The organism is Salinivibrio sp. PR6 (assembly GCF_001995955.1).
Lineage (GTDB): Bacteria > Pseudomonadota > Gammaproteobacteria > Enterobacterales > Vibrionaceae > Salinivibrio > Salinivibrio siamensis.
In genome coordinates, this window is record NZ_MUFA01000027.1 from 1 (window position 1) to 23298 (window position 23298).

The following is a 23298-nucleotide window of genomic DNA, read 5'->3' on the forward strand; positions in this document are numbered from 1 at the left end:
ATATTATTATAATTCCATCCAGGGTCGTTATCAGGAGAGAATCGTAATTGCATCCTGAAGCGGACAACCTTTTTAGCTGTTTTTTTTAACGAAAATAACGTCAACGTCGCGCTTTTTTACGGTTTTAACGATTATTCACATTGCAGCCTTCACTTAACTTGGGCTTAGTGAAGATGTTTGCTGGCCTGGAGCAACAAGTATCGCTTGGGGCATCCCATCCATAATCACAACGTCAGGGTCGGCAACACAGTAAGCTTGAGCTCGCGAAGGTTGTAAGCAACGAGCTCACTATCCATCACGTGAACTGAAAGCAACAGTAAGGAATGGCTATGTTTTCGAGTAACATTAGAGTTGCCAGCAAGACCCTACTTGCCTCTGCAATTATCGGTGCGCTGAGCGCAAGTGCTGGCGTCAGTGCCGCCGAGCGCAGTGAGCTCACTATCCACCCGAAAGAATTCAATACTTTTGTCCGTAACTTTAACCCTTTCCTCGGCGCTACCTATCTGCACACCACCACTGACTTTATCTATGAGCCTTTAGTGGTGTTTAACGAAATGAAAGGCAACCAACCTGTCTTTCGTCTCGCGAGCGGCTATGAAATGGCGGATGACCTGAAAAGTGTCACCTTCACCCTTCGCGAAGGGGTGAAATGGTCAGACGGTGAAGCCTATACCGCCGATGATGTGGTGTATTCGTTTGATTTGGTCAAAAACCACCCTGAGTTGGATCAATCTGGGATTAACCAGTGGGTTGATGACGTGAAGAAGCTAGACGACTACACCGTCCGCTTTGAACTCACTGAAGCAAACTCGAATGTCCCCTACGAAATTGCGAAAGTACCTGTGGTGCCTGAACACGTCTGGAAAAATGTTGAAGAGCCCGCGTCTTACACCAATGAAAACCCGGTAGGCTCTGGCCCCTTCACCACCATCGATACCTTCACGTCACAGCTCTATATTCAATGTCGTAACCCGCATTATTGGGATAACGATAACCTCGATGTTGACTGTCTGCGTGTGCCGCAAATTGCCAATAACGATCAGTTTTTAAGTAAAGTGATCAACGGCGAAATGGATTGGACCTCGTCATTTATTCCCGACATTGATCGCACCTATGCCGCCGCTAATCCAAACCATCACTATTGGTATCCTGCCGCCGGCACCCAAGCCTTTATGGTTAATTTTAATGACCCAGACCCTGCCAAGCGTGAAGCGCTAACCAATGTCGACTTCCGTCGCGCCTTTTCGATGGCACTGGACCGTCAAACCATCATTGATATCGCGTTTTATGGTGGTGGTACGGTAAACGACTTCGCCTCTGGCTTAGGTTATGCCTTTGAGTCTTGGTCCGACGAAGCAGTGCATGAAAAATATCGCCAATACAATACGTACGATCTAGACGGCGCCAAAGCACTGCTCGCTAAAGCCGGCTTTAAAGATCAAGACGGCGATGGCTTTGTGGAAACGCCATCAGGTAAGTCGTTTGAGCTCGAGATCCAATCCCCCAATGGCTGGACCGATTTCAACAACACCGTTCAACTAACAGTTGAGCAACTTGCCGAGGCCGGTATCAAAGCCAAAGCACGTACCCCTGATTTCTCGGTATACCGCCAAGCGATGCTCGAAGCCGACTACGACGTCGCCTACACCAACTACTTCCACGGTGCTGATCCTTATACCTATTGGAATAGCGCGTATAACTCCAACTTACAGGAAGGGGATGGCATGCCGCGGTTCGCAATGCATTACTACCAAAATGCCGAGCTCGACAAGCTGCTAGACAGCTTCTACAAAACCGCGGATAAAGCTGAGCAGCTGGAAATTGCCCACCAAATCCAAGCGATTATCGCCAAGGATCAGGTCACTATTCCGGTGCTTTCTGGTGCACAAATGTATCAATACAACACCACCCGCTTCACCGGTTGGTGGAACGAAGACAATCCGAAAGGTCGCCCCTCTATCTGGGCCGGCATTCCTGAGCGTCTTCTTCATGTGCTGGACCTTAAGCCCGTTCAGTAACCACTATCGGGCGCCTTGCGCGCCCGCTTTTCCACGGTGTTCACGCCACGAACATCACCACTTCGCTGTGTAAGGTGTGGGTTATGGGTTATTTTTTCCGACGGCTAACTTTTTACATGATTGCCCTTTTAGTGGCAGCAACACTCAATTTTATTATTCCTCGTGCCATGCCCGGTGATCCTGTCACCATGATGTTTGCCAACGCCTCGGTGCAAGTCACTCCAGAGCGGATTGAGGCAATGAAACAACTGCTGGGCTTTGTCGATGGCCCCCTCTATATGCAGTATTTCACCTACATGAAAAACGTGTTGAGCTGGGATTTAGGCACCTCCATCCAGTTTTATCCGTTGTCGGTAAACGAGCTCCTCGGCAAAGCCTTTGGCTGGTCGCTGTTTCTTGCCGGCAGTGCAGTGCTGCTGTCCTTCTCGCTGGGCTCGATTTTGGGGATTTTTGCCGCTTGGAAGCGCGGCGGAAAATACGATGCTGTGATCACCCCAGGAATGCTAATCATCCAAGCGGTACCTCAAGTGGTTATCGCGATGTTAGCGCTGTTTATTTTCGCCATTGGCCTGAAATGGTTTCCTACCGGATACGCCTACACGCCGGGCGTCACCCCTGACTGGACCAGCTGGGCCTTTATTAAAGATGTGGCCTATCACGCCGTACTCCCGCTTTTTTGTGCCTCCATCATTCAAGTCGGCGGCTTTTTGGTCAACATGCGTAACAACATGATTAACCTGCTTGCGGAAGACTACATCACCATGGCCCGCGGCAAAGGGTTAAGTGAAAACCGCGTGGTATTTAACTACGCCGCTCGGAACGCGCTCTTGCCCAGTGTTACTGCGCTATCGATGTCGCTGGGTATTGCCATCGGGGGCCAACTGATTGTGGAGATCATTTTTAACTACCCCGGTCTTGGCTCAGTGCTTTTGAATGCGATCAACGCGCGTGACTACCAAGTCCTGCAAGGCCAGCTACTGATTATGACCTTGTTTATGCTCTCGTTTAACTTAATTGCTGACATGCTGTACGTGGTCCTTGACCCACGCCTGCGCAAAGGAGGCAAATAATATGAAAGATCTCCTCACCCTTATCGTACGCAATAAAATTGCCCGCGCAGGCTCCATCATTGTTGGCCTATTTATATTAATGGCGGTCTTCGCGCCTTTATTAACCCAGCATGCACCTGATAAACGCACCGGTAACCCGCATGAATACCCAAGCTTTATCGTCAAAGCGGCGCAAGCCAATCCAGACGGCTGGGTCGCCACACACTTAGCGGATGATCGTCGCACCCTACTGATGTCGAAAAAGGCCGACCATGTCCTTGGTACCACCCGTATGGGTCGTGATGTCTGGTCGCAGTTAGTACATGGCGCCCGTGTTTCGTTAGCGGTGGGTTTTGGGGCAGGCATCACCGTGTGTGTGCTCGCCACCTTAATTGGTATTACCGCCGGCTATTTAGGCGGTTGGGTTGACGATGTACTCACCGCCGCGATGAACATTATGTTGGTGATCCCGCAATACCCACTCTTGTTCGTGCTCGCCGCATTTATCGGCGAAGCCGGACCGCTGACGATCGCCATCATTATTGGCTGCACCTCGTGGGCGTGGGGCGCACGGGTGGTTCGCTCACAAACCCTTGCCCTGCGCGAAAAAGAGTTCGTGAAAGCTGCCGAAGTGCTGGGTGAGTCGCGCTTTCGTATCACCTTTGTCGAGATCTTGCCTAACTTGGTGCCGATTGTCGGCGCCAGCTTTATTGGCTCGGTAATGTATGCCATTGCCATGGAGTCCATTATCTCCTTTCTAGGCCTTGGCGATCCCAACACCATCAGCTGGGGGATCATGCTCTACAACGTGCAAACCTCTTCATCCATGCTAATTGGCGCTTGGTGGGAGCTGCTCGCACCTTGTATCGCGCTGACCTTACTGGTTACAGGGCTTGCCTTGCTCAACTTCGCAGTGGATGAAATTGCCAACCCGCAATTACGAGCGCAAAAAGGGATGAAGCGCTGGAAAAAACTCAGCCAACAAGAAAAGAAAGCCCGCGACGAGAATCCCGTTGCCGAACACATGCTGATCAGTGGAGATAAATCATGAGTCGCACCCCACTTATCTCAATCCGTGACCTGTGCGTGGACTACATTACCGATGCGGGTGATGTCCGAGCCTGTGATCACGTTAGTTTTGACATTGCCCCCGGTGAAGTTTTTGGTCTGGCTGGCGAATCGGGATGCGGTAAATCCACCGTTGCCTTTTCGCTGATGCGTCTGCATAAGCCACCCGCCTTTATCACCGGCGGAGAAGTCATCTTTAACGGCGAGAATATCCTCGATTACAGCGACGCTCGGATGCGCGACTTTCGCTGGCGGGAGATGTCGATGGTGTTTCAAAGCGCCATGAATGCCCTTAATCCAGTGCTGACACTCGAAGAACAGTTTTGCGATGTGCTAATGCGCCACACCAACCTGACCCGCAAACAAGCGGTCAAACGGGCTCAAGGCTTGCTGGAAATTGTCGATATTCACCCTAGCCGCCTGACCGATTATCCGCACCAGTTTTCGGGCGGGATGCGTCAGCGCTTGGTAATTGCCATTGCGCTGGCATTAAACCCGAAAATGATCATCATGGATGAGCCCACTACGGCATTAGATGTGGTAGTGCAGCGCGAGATCTTGCAAAAAATCTACGCGTTAAAAGAAGAGTTTGGCTTTTCGATTCTGTTTATCACCCATGACTTATCGCTCATGGTGGAGTTCTCCGACCGGATTGGGATCATGTATTCCGGTGAGCTGATTGAGGTCGCGCCGTCCAAACAGGTGCTCAACAATCCCTATCACCCCTACACCGAAGGACTGGGCAGCTCATTCCCCTCACTCACCGGGCCTAAGCGCCAGCTCACGGGGATCCCAGGCAATCCGCTCAACTTGCTCGAAATCCCGACAGGATGCCGCTTTCAAGCGCGCTGTGCTCAGGTGCATGAGCGGTGTCGAACCACGCAAACGGCGCTGCGCCAAATCGAACCGGGCCGGTATTCCAACTGCCATCTATACGGCGAGCCCATCGCCCAACAAAAACTCTAATAACGCGCCAATGTGAGGAAGTCAGTGATGAGTACAGGTTTTGGAGAACTGCTGGTTGAAGGAAAAAACGTGGTGAAAGATTTCCCCATTAACAGCCATGCCCTTAAACAACCCATGATGCGAGCGATCAATGATGTCTCGTTCAAAATGTACAAAGGCCGTGGACTTGCCGTGGTGGGTGAGTCGGGCTCGGGAAAATCAACCACCGCGAAAATGATCGCCAAAATGTACGCCCCGACCGACGGCTGCATTGAATATCGAGGCCGCGATATCACCACCATTAAAAAACGTGATGAGCTGATGCGCTATCGCGAAGGCCTGCAAATGGTCTGGCAAGACCCTTTTGGCTCGCTCAACCCCACGCACAATGTGTTTCACCATATTGCGCGGCCGTTATTGATCCACAAAAAAGTCGCCAAGCGCGACAAAGCACAATTGAAAGAGCGGGTGTTCGAGCTGCTCGAGCAAGTGGGCCTGACCCCTGCCAAAGAAACGGCGGAGAAATTTCCCCACCAGCTGTCGGGCGGCCAGCGTCAGCGGATTAACTTGGCGCGGAACATCGCCGTCGGCGCGGAAGTGGTACTCGCCGACGAGCCGACCTCGATGCTGGATGTGTCGATTCGTGCCGGTGTGCTTAACCTCATGGAAGAAATGAAAGTGGAGAAGCAAATGTCGCTGCTCTACATCACCCATGATATCGCCACCGCGCGCTACATTGCCGAAGACTTGGCGGTGATGTACGTCGGCCATATGGTCGAATGGGGAGACACCGAAGAGATTATTCATCGCCCTCAGCATCCTTACACCCAGCTGTTGGTCTCAGCCGTGCCCGACCCGAGCAAGTCTATTCACGAAAAACTAAAGGGCAACAAGGGTGAGATCCCCCTGTGGACGCCGGACTCAGTCGGCTGCCCTTTTGCTGGCCGCTGCCCACATGCGACGGCCAAATGCACTGAGCAGTTGCCCGGCGTCACCAAGCTCGCCGACAACCACTATGTGCGCTGCTATTTGTACGAGCAATAGCGACCAATAAGGATACCATCATGCAAGTGCTGACCAATCACATTGGCTACTCGTTACACGGTGACAAATACGCGGTGATCGTCAGTGACAGCGACCGCCTCACCGGCACACCCGTGGCACTGATTTCCCTGCCTCCTCTTAAGGGGACAGGCACATTTAGTACTGCCGATAAAGCTGCCGCCTCTTCTGGGGACAGGCACTTTAATGAAGCCGCAGAAGGCGCGCAAAATTTTACGGGGACAGGCACTGTTATTCTCGGGACAGACACAGCACCACTCGATAACGTGGTGGCGCAGTTTGAGTTACATCAAGGCACAAAGTTAAGCAACTGGCAGATGGGCACGGCTTATACCCTCGATTTCTCTGCCTTTGCACATCGCGGACGCTATCAACTAGTGCTGTTAACAGATACTCCGGTATATTCGCATCCGTTTGAGATCCTTGACGATTGTCTGTTTCACACCACGTTTTCCGATCTGCTGCATTATTTTAAATCACAGCGGTGTAGTGGCATCTATGAACACGCGGATCAGCACGCCAAGGTATTCGGCTCTGATGAACGCGTGGATGTATCCGGCGGTTGGTACGATGCCTCTGGCGATGTGAGCAAATACCTGAGCCACCTTTCCTACGCCAATTACTTTAATCCGCAACAAATCCCGCTATTGGCTTGGGGACTGGCCGATCTTAGCAGCCAATTTAGCTCGGAAACGCTGCCCGCGTTTATGCGCACGCGCTTAGCCGATGAAGCGAAACACGGCGCTGATTTTCTTCTCCGTATGCAACACCCCAGTGGCTTTTTTTATATGACGGTGTTTGATCAATGGTCGAAAGATCCGGAGCGCCGCACCCTTTGCGCTTACGCGACGCAAGATGGAGTGATGAGTGAGGCTTACCAGGCCGGTTTTCGTCAAGGCGGCGGCATGGCGATTGCTGCCCTTGCCGCCGCAAGCCGATCCCCGCTTTGCGCGGATCCAGACCAACAAGCACGCTATTTAGATGCCGCCATTCGCGGCTACTGGCATTTGGTTGAACATAACCATCATTACCTTGATGACGGTGAGCCCAACATTATTGACGAAACCTGCGCCCTTCTCGCCGCATGTGAGTTGCATCACGCCACTCGGCAGTCTACCGAAGAGCAACCTACCGGGGACAGTCACGCTTATTTAGCGGGACAGGCACCTTTAGGCTCTGGGGACAGACACATTAGTGCGAACAGTGACTGTCCCTTTTTGAACGAGGCTCGAGGCTGGATGAAAAAGCTGGTCGCACGGCAGTGCAGTGATGAAACTTGCCAGTATTATTGGTCGGCGAATGCTGATGGCGGCCGCCCGTTTTACCATGCCGCCGATGCCGGTCTACCCGGCTTGGCATTAGTTCGCTACCTCGATGTGGAAACCGACCCCAGCCATCAAGCTATCGCGCAAACAGCACTGGAACGTGCCTGCCAGTTTGAGCTGAGCCTAACACAAACAGCCGAAAACCCATTCGCGTATCCGCGTCAGTACGTCAAACCCGTTGATGGCGTCACACAGGTACGTCATTTTATTCCTCACCACAATGAAACAGGCTATTGGTGGCAAGGCGAGAATGCACGCTTGGGGTCACTGGCAACCTTTGCGTGCCACGCGACGCGCCATATTCAAGACGATGCGCTAAATGCGGCCCTCCACACCTTTAGCCAACGGGCGCTTAATTGGATCCTCGGTTTAAACCCATTTGATATCTGTATGCTCGATGGGCATGGCCACAACAACCCAGATTACCTACCGCACTTGGGCTTTTTTAATGCCAAAGGGGGGATCTGCAATGGCATTACCGCAGGGATGGAGGATGAAACACAGATTGCCTTCAACCCCGCGCCATATTGCGATGATATGGCGCAAAACTGGCGATGGGGCGAGCAGTGGTTGCCACATGCAAGCTGGTTTATGCTCGCCATCAGTGCGCAAACACTGGTTGGCAACGGCCACTCGAACAAGGAGAACGCGTGATGACTTACCGGCTCGATCTTAGTGTAATCAACGAGTATCCCAATGACACCCCACCGCGCAGCCGAATGGGGTTAACCTTGCATAATCTCACCGACCGCCCGTTAGAAACGCTGTCCATTGCGGTATTGTTTGATCGCTTCATCAACCCCAATACACTGTCACAAGGCAGTATTGAGCAAATCGGTAGTTATTGCGTCATCACACCGGCGCATCAAACACTCGATGCCAATCAAAGCTTATACATCGAGTTTGATGCCCACACGCCGCCATTGCGGTTCCTTTGTGCCGGCTTTAAAGATGCGCTGCTCTATGCCAATGGCGAGCAGTATTCAGTGATGCTCACTCCCATTAACTTGGCGCACACCCACACCACACGATCAACGATTCCAGATGTTCATCCCGCCGAGCACGCCATTATTCCGGTGCCCAAATCAGTGCGCCACCAGCCAGGGTACTTTACACTTTCACCCACAACACCATTAATCGCGGTGGATCCACAGGCCCTGCCCGCCGCAAAGTGGCTAAGCAACGAGTGGGTTCGTCTATACCCGCAAGCTGATATTGCACTCGATCCACGCCACCAAGATGCAGTCACTGGCGATCATGCCATTATCTTACGGCCGTTACCCGACTCGGCGCTTCGAGATATCGCCCACCGCGATGAGGCCTATCAGCTCACCGTCACCGACCAAGGCGTGGTTATCCAAGCCTGTGCTGAGCGCGGGTTTATTCACGGCTGCGCATCGCTATTACAACTTTGCCAAGAGCATGAAACACAGCTTCGAATACCGGCAATCAAAATCAGCGATGCACCACGCTTTGCTTACCGAGGAATGATGCTCGATTGCGCGCGCCATTTTCATTCGGTGGACACGGTAAAGCGACTGATTAACCAGTTGGCCTATTTTAAGTTCAATACCTTTCACTGGCATTTAACCGACGATGAAGGTTGGCGACTGGAGATTAAAGCCCTGCCTGAATTGACGCGCTATGGGAGTCAACGCGGCCCCAATACCCGCCTTGCTCCGCAGTTCAGTCATATTGCAGAACGTCACGAAGGCTATTATCGCCAAGAAGAGGTGCGTGACGTGATTGAATACGCCGCGGCCCGAGGTATTACCGTCATTCCAGAAATTGATATTCCCGGCCACTGTCGCGCAGCCATCAAAGCGCTGCCTGATTGGCTACACGATGCCGACGACCGCTCTACTTACCGCAGCGTACAACACTACACCGATAACGTATTATCGCCAGCCCTTGATGGCACGTATAGATTTTTAGATACGGTATTAAGTGAAGTCGCCGAGCTTTTTCCTGCCTCATGGGTCCATATTGGCGCCGATGAAGTCCCTGACGGGGTATGGACGGATAGCCCAATTTATCGGGACAGACGCATGAACGGAGAAACGACCGCTTCGCTACAGGGACAGATACTGACCTACGCTGAGCAAAAGCTACGCGCCTTGGGCAAACGTATGGTTGGCTGGGAAGAAGTGCAGCACGGCGATAAAGTCAGCAAGAATACCGTGATCTATTCATGGCAAAGCGAAGACGCCGCATTGCACTGTGCGCAGCATGGTTTTGATGTGATTTTAACCCCCGGTCAGGCGGCCTATCTCGATATGGTGCAAGATTATGCTGCCACCGAGCCTGGGCTCGACTGGGCGGGCGTCACGCCATTAGAAAAAGCCTACCAATATGAGCCGCTGGCAAGCCTCGCCAGTGACGACCCCGCCCGTGAGCACATACTAGGCGTGCAATGTGCACTCTGGAGTGAACTGATCACCAATCAGGACAGGCTCGATTACATGGTATTTCCAAGGCTTACCGCCATTGCGGAAGCGGCTTGGAGCCACAGTGAGCGCCGTGACTGGCTCGATTATCTAGCCAGACTCAAAGCGCAATTACCGCGTTTAGACAAGTTCGGTATTCAATACCGTTCCCCTTGGGCATCGAACAAGTAGGCCGAATTCGCCCACCTGGCAGCGCGCCCTGCGCTGCCAGCTCTTTGCGCTCACATCCCATCTGTTTATAATGCCCAACCATTGTTGTCAGTCTGAGAGTGTTTCCGGCATGCTACGCCAAGAAATTAATACCCTACTCACCCCTATTCATGGTTTTCTGCACTGTCAAACCCCCGACAGTTGGATTGACGCGGCCATTCAGCCTGACAATCAATCGATTCTTTTGCGCGATCACGCAAACTGCGAATTAAAAGCCAGCCAAACCGCGATGTGGCTGATCCGTAAATATGCCGTTGATGCGGCGAGTGGCGAGCAACTGCTGGCATGGGCCAAACCCTATGAGGACTTTGTCTATCGCGGCGTTCGCGATGAAATTTTTCATGGACGCAAAAACGGTCTCAGTGCACCTTTAACCCCTAAAGCGGGCTTTGCCCACGGCCAAGCCTTGATTGATAAAATGGTCCGATTAATCAAAGAAGAGTTTCATCACTTTGAGCAAATGATTGAAATCATGGACGCACGCGGCATTCCTTATCAACCGTTAGAAGCAGGCCGCTACGCCAAAGGATTAATGCGCGCGGCACGCACTCATGAGCCCGCAACCTTGGTCGATAAACTGATTATTGGCGCCTACATTGAAGCACGCTCCTGCGAGCGCTTTGCCAAAGTCGCTCCACACCTTGATGATGAACTGCAAAAGTTCTATATCTCGCTACTGCGCTCGGAAGCACGCCATTATCAAGATTACCTCACGCTTGCAGAAACCATCGCCGGCGGAGACATTCGCGACCGCATTCAAACCATCGGCGAGCGCGAAGCCGAACTCATCCAAGCACCCGACAGCCAATTCCGCTTTCACAGCGGCACCCCTGCTTAGCTTCTTCTTATTGGGACAGGCACTGTTGATTCTTGCGAGGACAGTTTCCTGCGAGAGTTTCCTGTAAGGACAGACACCTTTACGCATCTCCCTAATTGATTTCTAGCGAGGACAGTCACCTCTTGATGACTATCCTCGTCGTTTTTCTCCAACGTTCGAACCTTTTCCCCTATCAGGACAGGCACTCTGTAGTGACTGTCCCTGTTATGACTTCCTACGCCATCACTACTCACTATTCTCGAGAAGTACTTCTTAGTACTTCTTGGGACAGACATGTTAAGCAAATAACAACGCTCATAATTACATCATTTCTTGCACTATCACGAAAACTCGAGCTAGAAAGGATGAAGGCTGTTTATTTATACAGTATATTTTACTCATACCTAGATGCTAAGAGGGACCGACGATGACCAAAGCTCGCGCATCGCAAATAAATTTAGCCGCCACACCCTATTACCATTGTGTCTCACGTTGTGTGCGTCGCTCCTTTTTGTGCGGCTATGATGCGCAGTCACAAAAAAGCTATGAGCATCGTCGCACATGGATAGAAACGCGTTTACTTGCACTAGCCAAAGCGTTTTGTATTGATATTTGTGCTTATGCCATTATGAGCAATCACTATCACGTTGTTTTGCATATCAACGCCAAAGCGGCTCAGTCTTTAACCAATATCGAGGTTGTTGAACGCTGGCTAGACTTCCATCAAGCGCCTGCGCTTATCCAACGTTTTTATCAGGGTGAATCGCTCTCTCACTCAGAGCGAAAAGCGTGTTTTCGCATCATTGAGAACTGGCGCGAACGTTTGATGTCTGTCAGCTGGTTTATGAAGCTGCTCAATCAATATATTTCGACACAAGCGAACCGAGAGGATCAATGTTCAGGGCATTTTTGGGAGGGACGCTTTAAAAGCCAAGCCATATTAGATGAAAAAGCACTCGCTGTGGCGATGGCCTATGTCGATTTGAACCCAGTGCGAGCAGGTATCACCAAGCAGCCTAAGCATGCCAATTACACATCGATTAAAAAGCGCGTTGAATCACTCGAGCAAAATAAAACGACCCCAGCCGGCTTGTTCCCCTTCGCCGGGAACCCGAGAAAGTCGATGCCCGACGGTATCCCTTTTCGCCTTATGGACTATTTGGCTCTGGTAGAATGGACGTGCGCTCAGGGCCAGAACGCCAATTCACTCCTGAGACCACAGCTACTCACACAGCTGAACATCTCACGTGAAACCTGGTTAAGTACATGCTCTCACTTAGAGGGCGGGAATATCGTAGGTTCACTATCGAGTATTCAGGCGGTATTGCCGACACTCGGTCTAAAACGAATGACCGGCATCATGATCTAAAGTGAGTTGGGCTTGTCGTTGAAGGCATCCCAATAACGTAAACACCAAATAAACTCGCTAAGGTCTCATCCAATCCAATAAGCCAGCACCACTATAAACACGAACAAAATACCTACCGCTTTTAAGAGCGGCTTTAGCCCTTTGGCTCCACCTTCCGGGGATTGATTACAGCATCCCATATTATCTCCTGACCGTTTTTCCAGAAGAATAAGCCTTCCAGTAACAGGAAGGTAAAGGCCATTCATTTTTTGATCTTGTTGGGACTGATCTTGTTGGGACAGGCACATTAGCAATGCTGATAATGGAGCTCATTGGGGACGGGCACGTTAAATACTTAAGAATGCTCAAGTGTCTGTCCTACTCTCGGTACTTTTCACTTTTGGTGCCTGTTCCCCCCAATACTCACTAATACACTGTACTCAGAAATCTGGACTCTGTATCCTAATGGCTATAAACATCTATCAAGGACAATGACGATGTGGTATCTCATATATTCGCAAGACGTCGAGAACAGCCTACCGCTACGCAAGCAAGTGCGTGACGCACACCTTGAGCGCTTACACCAACTGGAAAAAGAAAACCGCTTGATGATTGCAGGACCAAACCCTGCCGTTGATAGCGACGAGCCGGGCGAAGCTGGGTTTACGGGGTCAACCGTTATCGCTTGGTTTGAGTCATTATCAGCCGCCCAAGCCTGGGCCGACAAAGACCCTTATGTTGCCGCTGGCGTCTATGCAGACGTGACCGTTAAACCTTTCAAAAAAGTGCTTCCTCAGGATCCTGTCTAATGCGATTAGTAAAAGTATTGATGATGACAGGCCTTGGGCTAATACTGAGTGCATGTAGCAGCACCCAGCATGACCAAGCCGCAGAGGCAGCAACCCAACGTGCAGACATGATTGCACAGTTACTGCCGATGGATATTGAAGGCTACTCACTGGTTCGTGCTCGTGCACAAGATGCCATCATCGAGCTGACGCTTCTGGAGAAGAATGCCAAAAAAGCACCGGGGCAGCTCTTTTCCGGCTTAAAACGTCGATATTGCGAGGATAACGATATCCGCAGTATGTTAGATAGTGGTATCAGCTATACCATTTTGGTTCGCGATACCCGTGGTCGACAAATCCTCAAAAACGCCATTACTGCACCAAGCTGTGCTAGCTAAAGAAGGGGGGCTAGATAAAGCCCTCTCCAACGGTAAAGCCGAGAGGTACTACCTGTGATAGCCGCCTTGCTCTATATTGTGACGGTTGGTTTTTATCTCTTTACCAACTCTCAGGAAACTTCACTCAAAGAAGCGGTCATTTGCATGGCCGTCGTGGGAATTTATTGTTTTTGGCACCTAGCCATTCCACCTTTTGCTGCCACCCCTAATTTTTACACAGAAAGAGCGTTTGGTATCGTGCCATTTGTTTCGATGTGGGCAATCCTATTCCCACACTTTGCTATCAATCAAATCCCTACCGTTACACGTACATTAGGTTGGATTGGGCTGTTCGCGATGACAGTTATTCTCGCGATTTTTAAGCTATTTGTTTGGTAACCTGTGCATCACTTCCTAGCGCTCTGTGAAACAGAATTAGAGTAGTGAAAACGGGACATCCCACTCCACCGGTAAGGTTGGCCACAATTCGCCTTGGGTCGGGGGCAGCACATAGCTATAGTGTTTTTCAGGCTGATCGTCGGTAAAACGACATGTAAATTGCAGCCCATAAGCGTGTAAGTAGCCACGATCGGCAGGCTCGCCGCCATAGTAATCATCACCGATGAGCGGAGAGCCAATGCTTTTCATCGCCACGCGAATTTGATGGGTTTTGCCTGTGTAAGGACGACAGAGAAAAAATCGCCGCCCCTCACCACCAGCAATAGAGGTAAAACGCGTTCTCGCAGGGTTATCTTTGCTGGTCAGTAATTTCCAGCTACCTCGCCGCCCCTTCGTCATATCCCCCACGATTAGCCCCTGCTTCTTACGCGGCTTGTTGGCACTTAATGCCAAATAGAGCTTTTCTATCTCGCGAGAAGCAAACAGCCTTGAGAGGACAGACGCCGCATGAGAAGAAGTTGCCAGCAGCAGCAAGCCCGATGTCATCTTGTCTAACCGATGCACAAGGTAGACTTTCTCAACCTTAATGTGCGCCGCCACGGCCGGTAAAAGTGCCGCGTGATCGGCTTCTTTTTGCACGCTAACGCCGTGGTGCTTATTGATCACCACAAAGTATTGGTTTTGGTCGACAATTGAAAACATAACGAGGAAATTTACTGGTTGGCCATTGAGGACAGGCATCATAACGGCTTCACCCCCAGCCCGCTAGAGCAATTATAAAGGTGCCTGTCCCCACAATCTCTCCCGCAATATCTCTAGCTCAGCATGCAGTAACAGCTACTTGCATTGAGGTTATTCAGCCGCCCGCACCATCGCTTGGGCAGTCTCTCTTCAAATACTCCCTAAGGCCGCAAATGCCATTGTGCTAACAGCTCCCACGATCATGACGTAAGGGAATTGCGTGCGGATATGATCGACGTGATCGTTACCCGTTGCCATCGACGCGACAATGCCAGTATCACTGATTGGTGAGGTCATATCGCCAAAAATGGCCCCAGATATCGATGCGCCAATCATTAAGTGCGGGTCAATACCTGTCGCAGCGCCAATCTGAATACCAATCGGGATCATGATTGCAAACGTGCCCCACGAGGTTCCGGTCGCCAGTGACATAATAGCGGCAATCACAAAGACAAAGGCGGCTGATAGTCCTGCAGGCAGGATGCCATCAATCACCTGAGTGATGTAGTGTCCCGTATGTAAGTCCGCCGATAAATCCCCCATTAAAAATGCCAGCGACATAATTGCCCCGAGAGGCATCATATTCGCGTATCCGGCTAACAGGTGGCGGAAAAAGGCATCTAACGACAAAACACGCGTACCGATAAAGAAAGCCATCGCAACCGCAGTCCCTGCCATCACCGCCCAAAAGACAGCCGTTGAGCCCGACCCAGAGGCAATATCGCCATTACCGGTAATAAACAGACCCACCGGCACCATTAAAATGGTGCTGAGTAATGGCAGAACAAAATAGCTCACTTTGCCTAGCGGCTCATCATCGCGCTGATGATCGCCGGCAATGGGAAAGGCGCCCTCACGTAGTACTTGCCCGGCTGCCGCGCGTTGGTCAGCGTTCGCCATTGGCCCCCAACTCGCCCCAGTGAGCACATAAAACAGCACCGCCAGCAAGGAGAACCATGCCATTAGGTTGTATGGGATGGCGTGCAATAGAATGGTGAAGGGCTCGCCCTCAACATAACCTTTGCTGACTTGTACGCCGATAATTGCCATCATCGCAGCACCCCAACCATTGATCATCACGCTGGAGCAAGTCGCAACGCAGGATGACTGGATCACATAGGCGAGCTTCTCTCGAGAAACGCGATAGTGATCGGCTAAATCACGACTCACCGTCCCCGCTGACATAATGGAAATCGAGCTCTCAATAAAAATCAGCATGGTGGTAACTATCGCGAGCAACTGCACCGCAATCGGATTTTTCACCAATTGAGCACGCTCAGTGAGCGCATGAATCACAGCCCGGGTGCCGCCTGTGACTTGGATAAGACGTATTAACCCGCCCACCATAAAGCAGAACAAAATGGTGCGCGTGTTCCCCGCACTGGCAAACACACCAATATAACTATCCAGTGCCTTCGCCACGCCTGCGAATGGATTGAAATTCGCAATCACGGTATAACCCACCATCGCCCCTGCTAGTAGCGACAGAATCACCTGACGCGTGACCACAGCAAGTACAATAGTGACCAGTGGCGTCACCACCGTCCAGACGCCATAATCGGTCATGACGCCTCCTGATCGAGTGCGTGCAGAAGATCCTCAATTAAGTCACGGCTATCTTCAATGCCGACTGAAAGCCGGAAGGTGGTATCGAAAACCCCCATCGCCTCGCGTGCCTCTTCACTCATGGAGCCGTGAGACATGGACGCTGAATGGTTGATCATACTCTCCACGCCACCGAGCGATTCAGCCAAAATAAAGTAGCGTAAGCGGCTTAAAAATCGTTCACTTTCCACCCGCGTGCCTTTTAGCTGAATGGTAACCACTGCTCCCCCTGAGCGCATTTGCGTCTGACAAAGCGCATGTTGCGGGTGTGACGGTAAGCCAGGATAGAAAACCGCTTCAATGGCAGGGTGGTTTTCCAGCGCGGTCGCGACTTTGAGCGCATTATCGCATTGGCGCTGCATACGCAGATCGAGCGTTTTTAATCCGCGTAACGCGAGATAGGCATCAAATGGCGAGGCAATCGCGCCGACCGTGGTTTTCGCAAAATCGATTTTTTTCGCCAACGCTTCATCAGCGGTGACCAGCGCGCCGCCAATCATGTCAGAATGCCCGCCAATGTATTTGCTGGTCGACAACATCACAATATCTGCCCCTAAACGCAACGGCGTTTGGTTCCACGCAGTCGCAAAGGTGTTATCCACACAGGTTAATAACGCATGCTCGCGGGCAAACTGGCAAATCGCGGTAATATCGACGAGTTCCAACAACGGGTTGGTTGGGGTTTCAATCCAGATCATCGCCGTGTTCGGCTTGACTGCGGCTGCTACGGCATTCAGATCGTTGAGATCAACATAATCGACACTGAGTCCATTATTGGTGGCGCGGAGTTTGTCGAACAAGCGATGCGTTCCCCCATACACACCGCGCATCGCAATAATGTGTGCGCCTGCCGGCAGTAGCTCTAAGGCCAATGCCGTCGCGGCCATCCCTGAGGCCGTCGCGGTCGCATAACAACCTTGCTCGAGCGCCGCTAAGGCACTCTCGTAAGCCGATCGGGTTGGATTTGCAACCCGCGAGTAACCAAAGTCGGCCTGATGGCTAAGGTCGGATTGAATGAAACTACTGGCCGTGTAAATCGGCGGGAAAGCCGCGTTATGGCCCTTGTCCGTTTGATCACCACCATGGACAGCAAGGGTTGAAAAATGAGGGGGTTTCATCGATAGGCTCATTGTCAGTATAAAGAATTAGAAAAGTGACGAATATCAGTCATTGTCGCAACTAGAAACCAATATTGCATATAATTCTAATTCGAACAGAAATTTAAACAGAATGATATTCCAATAAATTCTATAAAATAACTCAGCGAGCGTTTGGATGATTATTTCATCGTACCTCCGATGAAAAGGTACTATGGAAAAGCCATTGAGGACAGGCATCATAACGACTTCACACTTACGTCGCTAGGGCAATCATATAAGTGACTGTCCCCCGAGTGTTCAAAAGTGTCTGTCCCGTTTGCTAATATCTAGTTAGCTTAAAATGCCTGTCCCCGATAGCTCCCGATAGCTCAGTTAGCTTAAAGTGCCTGTCCCCGATAGCTCGCCCAATAGCTATACCCGCTTCACACTCTCGCGCACTACCAGCGTTGGCTCGAGCTGCACGGTTTGGCTGTCACTTTGCGGGTCATCCAGTTTGTGGAGTAGCGTTTCGACGGCCGCTTGACCGAGACGGTACTTGGGCTGGTGAATAGTGGTCAGGGAGGGCGAGACAAATTTTGCGAGGTGGATATCATCGTACCCCATGATAGAAAGATCCTCGGGTACCCGAATGCCGAGTGCATTGGCAGCATTGATCGCACCCATCGCCATCATGTCATTGCCTGCAAAAATCGCGCTCGGCAGGGCGCCGCTCGCGGCGATCGCTTGCATGCCTTGATAGCCGCCTTCACACTCAAAGTCCGCTTCTACCATCCAGTCGGCGTTCTCAGTAAGTCCAGCATCGCGCAGCGCATCTTTAAAGCCTTGAAAACGGCGCTGTGCTTGTTGCTTAAGCAAAGGACCACTGATACAACCAATCTGGCGGTGGCCGCAGTCAATCAAGTGCTGGGTCGCTAAATAGCCGCCTTGATAGGAATTGTCTTGAATTTTATCGCAAGCAAAATCAATCGGCCCCCAATCCATCACCACCACGGGAATATCCGGATAACGATCAAAGCCTTCAATCCGCTCACCTTCCAAGGTCGAGCACATTAGAATCAAGCCATCGACCCGCTTTTGCAACAGCGTATCAATTGAAGCACGCATGCGCTCAGCATCGCCTTCCGTGTTGCATAAAATCAAACTGTAGCCATTGTGATAACAGCTGCGCTCGACGCCTTTTACTACTTCGCCAAAAAACGGATTGGTGGAAGTGGTCACCAGCATCCCAAACGTTTTAGTACGATTCACTTTTAGGCTGCGAGCCAGTGCCGACGGGGCGTAATAGTTAAGCTCTTTCGCGGCTTGGTTTACCTTCTCAGCAATCGCCTCACTCACATAACGGGTGTTGTTAATGACATGACTGACCGTCGATGTCGACACGCCCGCCCGTTTGGCAATATCTTTCATGGTCGCCATTTATCGCGCTCCGCTGACTAAGGTGAAATAACGACTAAGCATCTTGATGGGCCAAAAACGCCTCAACCTCTGAACGAGAAGGAATCGAGGTTTGTGCGCCACGCTTTGTCACGGATAATGCCGCCGCGGCATGCGCAAAGCGAATTGCCTGATAAAGTGTCTGTCCCTCTATCAGTCCTGTCACCAATGCCCCATTAAAGGTATCCCCCGCAGCAGTGGTATCGACGGCATCGACACGGAACCCAGGAATGAGCTGACCCGCTTGTTCGTCCTTTTCACTCAGCCACACGCCTTGTTTGCCGAGGGTGATCAGTACAGTCCCTACCCCTTTTTCATGAAGCACGTCCGAGGCCGCTTGGGCACTGGCGGTGTCTGTTACCGCGATACCCGTCAGGCTTTGGGCTTCCGTTTCATTCGGGGTGATAATATCGACCGCGGCAAGAAGAGCGTCGCTCAGCGGTGCCGCAGGGGCGGGATTAAGCACCACCTGTGTCTTTGCCGCTCTGGCATGAAACGCCGCCTTTTCAATGCCGCACATCGGTGTTTCTAACTGCATCAGTAAATAGTCAGCGTCGGCGATTTTTGTGAGATCATCGCTGATGGTATCCGCTGTCAGAGTCGCATTGGCTTCTGCGGAGAGCGCAATACTGTTTTCGCCCTGATCAGTCACTTGGATCATCGCAATCCCGGTCGGCGTATCAGGCTGTACCTTTATCGCACTGACATCCATCCCCTCTTGCGCATAAGACTGACGAATCTGCTGACCAAAGGCGTCGTCACCCACACTGGCAATAAAGGCAACATCAGCACCGCAACGCACCGCTGCCACCGCTTGATTCGCCCCTTTGCCGCCAGCTATCACCGCATAGTCTCGACCGTGTAATGTCTCGCCCGGACGCGGAAAGTGAGGGACACGTAAAACATGATCAGCATTGACGCTGCCAAGAATAACCAATCGGCTCATTACTATTCCTTACCGTTTTTAAATAAAAAAAGCACCACCCAGTGCGAACCCGATGGTGCTCAATATACGTTTCCCTGACGGCTTATTCAGCGATCGTTTCTTGGCTGATCACCTTAAGCGGTACAGGGATGTAGCTGTCTACCGACTCGCCTTTCAGCACTTTATCCGCGGTTTCGACACCCAGCTCACCAATCATACCCGGTTGCTGAGCGATGGTCGCTGCCAGATGACCACGCTCGACGGCTGCAATGCCATCTTTGGTGCCATCAAAACCAACAATGGTGACATCTTTGCCTGATGCCTGCACCGCGCGCAACGCGCCAAATGCCATTTCATCGTTCTGGGCGAATACCGCTTCAACATCTGGATGTGCGGCAAGCAGGTTTTCCATCACGTTCAGACCTTTGGTACGGTCAAAATCCGCTGGCTGACTGGCGAGTAGTTCAACGTCGGTACCTTCAATGGCATCCATAAAGCCTTCACCACGCTCGCGTGCTGCCGAAGTACCGGCAATACCCTCAAGTTGGATCACTTTGGCTCGCTCACCGACTTTACCGATGATGTATTCCGCCGCCATTTTACTGCCTTGAGCGTTATCAGAAGCAATATGACTCACCACTTCCCCACGGCTCGCGCCACGGTCTAGGGTGATCACCGGGATCTCCGCGCGATTCGCAATACGAATGGCGTTTGAGACCGCATCTGAGTCAGTCGGATTAATCAAAATGGCTTTAACGCCACGGATGGTTAAATCCTCCACATTCGATAGCTCTTTACTGGCGTCGTTTTGCGAATCAAGCACCAAGAGCTCATAACCAAGATCTTGTGCTTTCTGCTCTGCGCCCTCTTTCATGGTGACAAAAAATGGATTGTTTAAGGTTGAGACCACGATTGCCATTCTATCTTCCGCTTGCGCACTGATGCTCAGCGTTGACGACAATAGTGCAGTGGTAATCAAGGTAGTCAGTTTTTTCATGCGTTCAGTCCTTTTGTGTTTGTAGGGTATTGTTTTTACTTGCTAATAAAACAGAAATAAAAGTGTCTGTCCCGCTAACTTAAAGTGCCTGTCCCAATAAGCTCCCAATAAGCTCTATTTCGAAAAGCTTTGTCTAAAGCAGCTATTTGTTTTTGTTATCCACCAGCACGGCGAGCAAAATCACCACCGCTTTGGCAATCATTTGGTAGTAAGACGACACGTCCAGCAGGTTAAGAGCGTTATTCAAAAAGCCGATGATCAGCGCACCAATCAATGTGCCCATGATCTTGCCTTTACCGCCCATCAAGCTGGTGCCGCCCAGCACCACCGCGGCAATCGCATCAAGTTCATAGCCAGTACCGGCAGTCGGTTGTCCAGAGGACAGGCGCGAGGTGACGATGATCCCTGCCAGCGCCGCGAGCATGCCACACAGGCTATACACGCCCACCTTGATTCGATCGACATTAATGCCCGATAACCGCGCCGCCGATTCATTACCACCAAGTGCGTAAATATAACGGCCAAAACGGGTATGATTGAGCAGATACCAAGCGCCGATAAACACGATTGCCATCAGCCACACGGGGACGGGAATGCCCAATAGGTAGCCGGTACCAAACCAAGCGAACGCATCGGCGGTATCAGTAAAGCCCGTTGAGATGGGGCGACCATCGGTATACACCATGGTGACACCGCGATAGAGGGTCATCGCTACCAAGGTGGCAATAAACGCCTGTACCTTGCCTTTGGCCACCACGACGCCTGTCATGGCACCAATCGCCGCACCTGCAAACAAAGCGGTGGGCACCGCGACTAACACAGGCACTTCGACCGCAATCAAGCTGGCGGCAAACGCGCCGCACAGCGCCAACACCGAGCCAACACTCAAGTCGATACCCGCGGTTAAAATCACCAATGTCATCCCCACGGCAATAATGGCGTTTACCGAGGTTTGACGCAGGATGTTAAGCAGGTTGTCGACCATGAAAAAGTTGCTGTTTAAAAATGACATCACCACGATCAGCACCAGCAGGGCAATGAGTGATTTTTGCTCAATCAACCACGCTTTGCTGAACAGGGGTTTACGTCCATCTTCTGACGGCTGGGACTTATTCATTGCATTCTCACTCATGCTGCATCCTCATTGGCATCTTTGCCTACCGCACAGGCAAGCAGAGTTTCTTGGTTGGCGTCTTTGGCATCAAACTCACCGCATACGCGGCCTTCGTGCATCACTAAAATGCGGTCGCTCATGCCAAGCACTTCGGGCATTTCTGATGACACCAAGATGATGCTCATGCCCTCGGCTTTAAATTGGTTAATTAGCTGATAAATCTCTTTTTTGGCACCGACATCGACCCCCCGAGTCGGCTCATCCAAGATCAGCACTTTCGGTTTGGTCATCAGCCCTTTGGCGATCGCCACTTTCTGCTGATTCCCGCCCGATAAGTTGCCAATGATTTGCTCGCGGGTGGGGGTTTTGATATTAAAAAGGCGAATAAAATCATCCACCGCCATCACTTCATCACGCGGCTGTATTTTTCCCCAATGGGTGAGCTTATCGAGTGCACTGAGCGACATGTTGTCTTTCACCGATAAACCCAGCACCAAGCCCTCGCCTTTGCGGTCTTCAGAGATGTAAGCAATGCCGTTGGCCAGCGCATCTTGCGGACTTACTGGGTTAATCACCTTGCCATCAAGCCGAATCACGCCAGCTTCACGCGGCATGGCGCCATAGATAATTTTCATTAACTCCGTGCGCCCGGCGCCCATCAGGCCCGATACACCCAGAATTTCACTACGGTGTAGCTGAAAACTCACCTCCTCCACCCCGTGGCCGCTGACATTTTCCACCTCAAGGCTTATCCCATCAGGATTGACGTCACTTCGTGGATATTGTTCGGCGAGTTTGCGGCCCACCATCATTTCAATCAGGCCGTCTTCATCGGTATCACTCACGGGACACTCACCAATAAACTTGCCGTCACGTAACACGGTGATCCGATCGCAAATCTCAAAAATTTCKTTGAGTCGGTGAGAGATATAAACAATGCCGCAGCCTTGCGCTCGCAGCTCGTTGATCACCGCAAACAGCGAAGCGGTTTCGGTGTCGGTCAAAGCATCGGTCGGCTCATCCATAATGATCACCTGCGACTCAAACGATAGCGCTTTGGCTATTTCCACCATCTGCTGCTCACCTAAACTCAAGCTGCCAAGTGGCGTAGTGCCACGTGCTTTCACATTTAAACGCGCCAGCAGCTTATCGGCTTCTTCAGCCATCTTGGCCCAATCAATCTTGCCAAACCGGTTAGTAAACTCGCGGCCTAAGAAGATGTTCTCTGCAATGGTCAGCTCTGGGATCAAATTGAGCTCTTGGTGAATAATACTGATCCCCGCTTGCTGCGAATCACGTGGGCCTTTAAACGAAACCGGCTCACCTTGATAGTTAACGTCGCCACTGTCGGCGTGATAAATCCCGGTGAGTACCTTCATCAAAGTGGACTTGCCCGCGCCATTTTCACCGAGTAGTGCCATTACCTCACCGGGATAGACATTTAAGCTCGCCTCGTCGAGGGCGCGCACCCCGGGAAAGGTTTTTACGACTTGACTGAGTTGTAAGATAGGTTGCGTCATTGTGGTTAC

20 protein-coding genes are annotated in these 23298 nt (G+C 51.4%); 12 read left to right on the top strand and 8 right to left on the bottom strand.

The genetic code is table 11. The features are described 5' to 3' along the window. The first annotated feature begins 329 nt into the window (after positions 1 to 329). The 12 genes from BZG72_RS15055 to BZG72_RS15115 all read left to right on the top strand — a co-directional run bounded on the left by BZG72_RS15055 (position 330) and on the right by BZG72_RS15115 (position 13853). Positions 330 to 2018 (top strand): ABC transporter substrate-binding protein, encoded by a 1689-nt coding sequence (locus BZG72_RS15055; RefSeq protein ID WP_046075429.1) that lies wholly within the window; start codon positions 330 to 332, stop codon positions 2016 to 2018. Positions 2019 to 2101: 83 nt separating this feature from the next. Next, entirely contained in the window at positions 2102 to 3088 is a 987-nt protein-coding gene (locus tag BZG72_RS15060; RefSeq protein ID WP_077579530.1) for an ABC transporter permease, read from the top strand. 1 nt (position 3089) lies between these two features. Next, positions 3090 to 4118: an ABC transporter permease gene (locus tag BZG72_RS15065; RefSeq protein ID WP_046075427.1), complete on the top strand. Its 1029-nt coding sequence runs from the start codon at positions 3090 to 3092 to the stop codon at positions 4116 to 4118. Beyond that, positions 4115 to 5101 (top strand): ABC transporter ATP-binding protein, encoded by a 987-nt coding sequence (locus tag BZG72_RS15070; RefSeq protein ID WP_046075426.1) that lies wholly within the window; start codon positions 4115 to 4117, stop codon positions 5099 to 5101. The genes BZG72_RS15065 and BZG72_RS15070 overlap by 4 nt, the downstream gene beginning before the upstream one ends. Positions 5102 to 5128: 27 nt before the next feature. Beyond that, on the top strand, positions 5129 to 6124 hold the full coding sequence (locus tag BZG72_RS15075; protein ID WP_077662119.1) for an ABC transporter ATP-binding protein: 996 nt from the start codon (positions 5129 to 5131) through the stop codon (positions 6122 to 6124). 20 nt (positions 6125 to 6144) lie between these two features. Continuing rightward, on the top strand, positions 6145 to 8121 hold the full coding sequence (locus tag BZG72_RS15080) for a glycoside hydrolase family 9 protein (protein ID WP_131828041.1): 1977 nt from the start codon (positions 6145 to 6147) through the stop codon (positions 8119 to 8121). Beyond that, on the top strand, positions 8121 to 10085 hold the full coding sequence (locus tag BZG72_RS15085) for a beta-N-acetylhexosaminidase (RefSeq protein WP_077667176.1): 1965 nt from the start codon (positions 8121 to 8123) through the stop codon (positions 10083 to 10085). Before BZG72_RS15080 ends, BZG72_RS15085 begins: the two co-directional genes overlap by 1 nt. 109 nt (positions 10086 to 10194) lie before the next feature. Beyond that, positions 10195 to 10962: a tRNA isopentenyl-2-thiomethyl-A-37 hydroxylase MiaE gene (gene miaE / locus BZG72_RS15090; RefSeq protein WP_198930077.1), complete on the top strand. Its 768-nt coding sequence runs from the start codon at positions 10195 to 10197 to the stop codon at positions 10960 to 10962. A gap of 406 nt (positions 10963 to 11368) precedes the next feature. Further along, positions 11369 to 12310, top strand: a complete 942-nt coding sequence (locus BZG72_RS15095; protein WP_077667178.1) for a transposase — start codon at positions 11369 to 11371, stop codon at positions 12308 to 12310. Positions 12311 to 12786: 476 nt separating this feature from the next. Then, the gene (locus BZG72_RS15105; RefSeq protein WP_077667180.1) at positions 12787 to 13098 is read left to right on the top strand and encodes a YciI family protein; all 312 of its coding nucleotides are present in this window, start codon (positions 12787 to 12789) and stop codon (positions 13096 to 13098) included. Then, positions 13098 to 13475, top strand: coding sequence for a type II secretion system pilot lipoprotein GspS-beta (gene gspS2 / locus BZG72_RS15110; protein ID WP_077667181.1), 378 nt, complete (start codon positions 13098 to 13100; stop codon positions 13473 to 13475). Before BZG72_RS15105 ends, gspS2 begins: the two co-directional genes overlap by 1 nt. A 54-nt stretch (positions 13476 to 13529) precedes the next feature. Further along, complete coding sequence (locus BZG72_RS15115; RefSeq protein WP_077667182.1) at positions 13530 to 13853, top strand: hypothetical protein; 324 nt, start codon at positions 13530 to 13532, stop codon at positions 13851 to 13853. 36 nt (positions 13854 to 13889) lie between these two features. Here BZG72_RS15115 and BZG72_RS15120 read toward each other — a convergent pair whose 3' ends face one another. The 8 genes from BZG72_RS15120 to rbsA all read right to left on the bottom strand — a co-directional run bounded on the left by BZG72_RS15120 (position 13890) and on the right by rbsA (position 23289). After that, the gene (locus BZG72_RS15120) at positions 13890 to 14555 is read right to left on the bottom strand and encodes a TIGR01621 family pseudouridine synthase (protein ID WP_077667201.1); all 666 of its coding nucleotides are present in this window, start codon (positions 14553 to 14555) and stop codon (positions 13890 to 13892) included. A gap of 189 nt (positions 14556 to 14744) precedes the next feature. Next, positions 14745 to 16160 (bottom strand): Na+/H+ antiporter NhaC family protein, encoded by a 1416-nt coding sequence (locus BZG72_RS15125; RefSeq protein ID WP_077667183.1) that lies wholly within the window; start codon positions 16158 to 16160, stop codon positions 14745 to 14747. Beyond that, positions 16157 to 17317: a trans-sulfuration enzyme family protein gene (locus BZG72_RS15130; RefSeq protein ID WP_077667184.1), complete on the bottom strand. Its 1161-nt coding sequence runs from the start codon at positions 17315 to 17317 to the stop codon at positions 16157 to 16159. Before BZG72_RS15130 ends, BZG72_RS15125 begins: the two co-directional genes overlap by 4 nt. Before the next feature lie 393 nt (positions 17318 to 17710). Beyond that, on the bottom strand, positions 17711 to 18715 hold the full coding sequence (locus BZG72_RS15135; RefSeq protein ID WP_077667185.1) for a substrate-binding domain-containing protein: 1005 nt from the start codon (positions 18713 to 18715) through the stop codon (positions 17711 to 17713). Between the two features lie 34 nt (positions 18716 to 18749). Then, positions 18750 to 19679 (bottom strand): ribokinase, encoded by a 930-nt coding sequence (gene rbsK, locus BZG72_RS15140; RefSeq protein WP_077667186.1) that lies wholly within the window; start codon positions 19677 to 19679, stop codon positions 18750 to 18752. A gap of 82 nt (positions 19680 to 19761) precedes the next feature. Beyond that, positions 19762 to 20655: a ribose ABC transporter substrate-binding protein RbsB gene (gene rbsB, locus BZG72_RS15145; protein WP_077458572.1), complete on the bottom strand. Its 894-nt coding sequence runs from the start codon at positions 20653 to 20655 to the stop codon at positions 19762 to 19764. A 142-nt stretch (positions 20656 to 20797) separates the two neighbouring features. Next, positions 20798 to 21787 carry a ribose ABC transporter permease gene (gene rbsC / locus BZG72_RS15150; RefSeq protein WP_077458573.1) on the bottom strand — a complete coding sequence of 330 codons (990 nt, stop codon included), beginning with the start codon at positions 21785 to 21787 and terminating at the stop codon, positions 20798 to 20800. Then, on the bottom strand, positions 21784 to 23289 hold the full coding sequence (rbsA, locus tag BZG72_RS15155) for a ribose ABC transporter ATP-binding protein RbsA (protein ID WP_077667187.1): 1506 nt from the start codon (positions 23287 to 23289) through the stop codon (positions 21784 to 21786). The genes rbsC and rbsA overlap by 4 nt, the downstream gene beginning before the upstream one ends. Positions 23290 to 23298 lie beyond the last annotated feature (9 nt).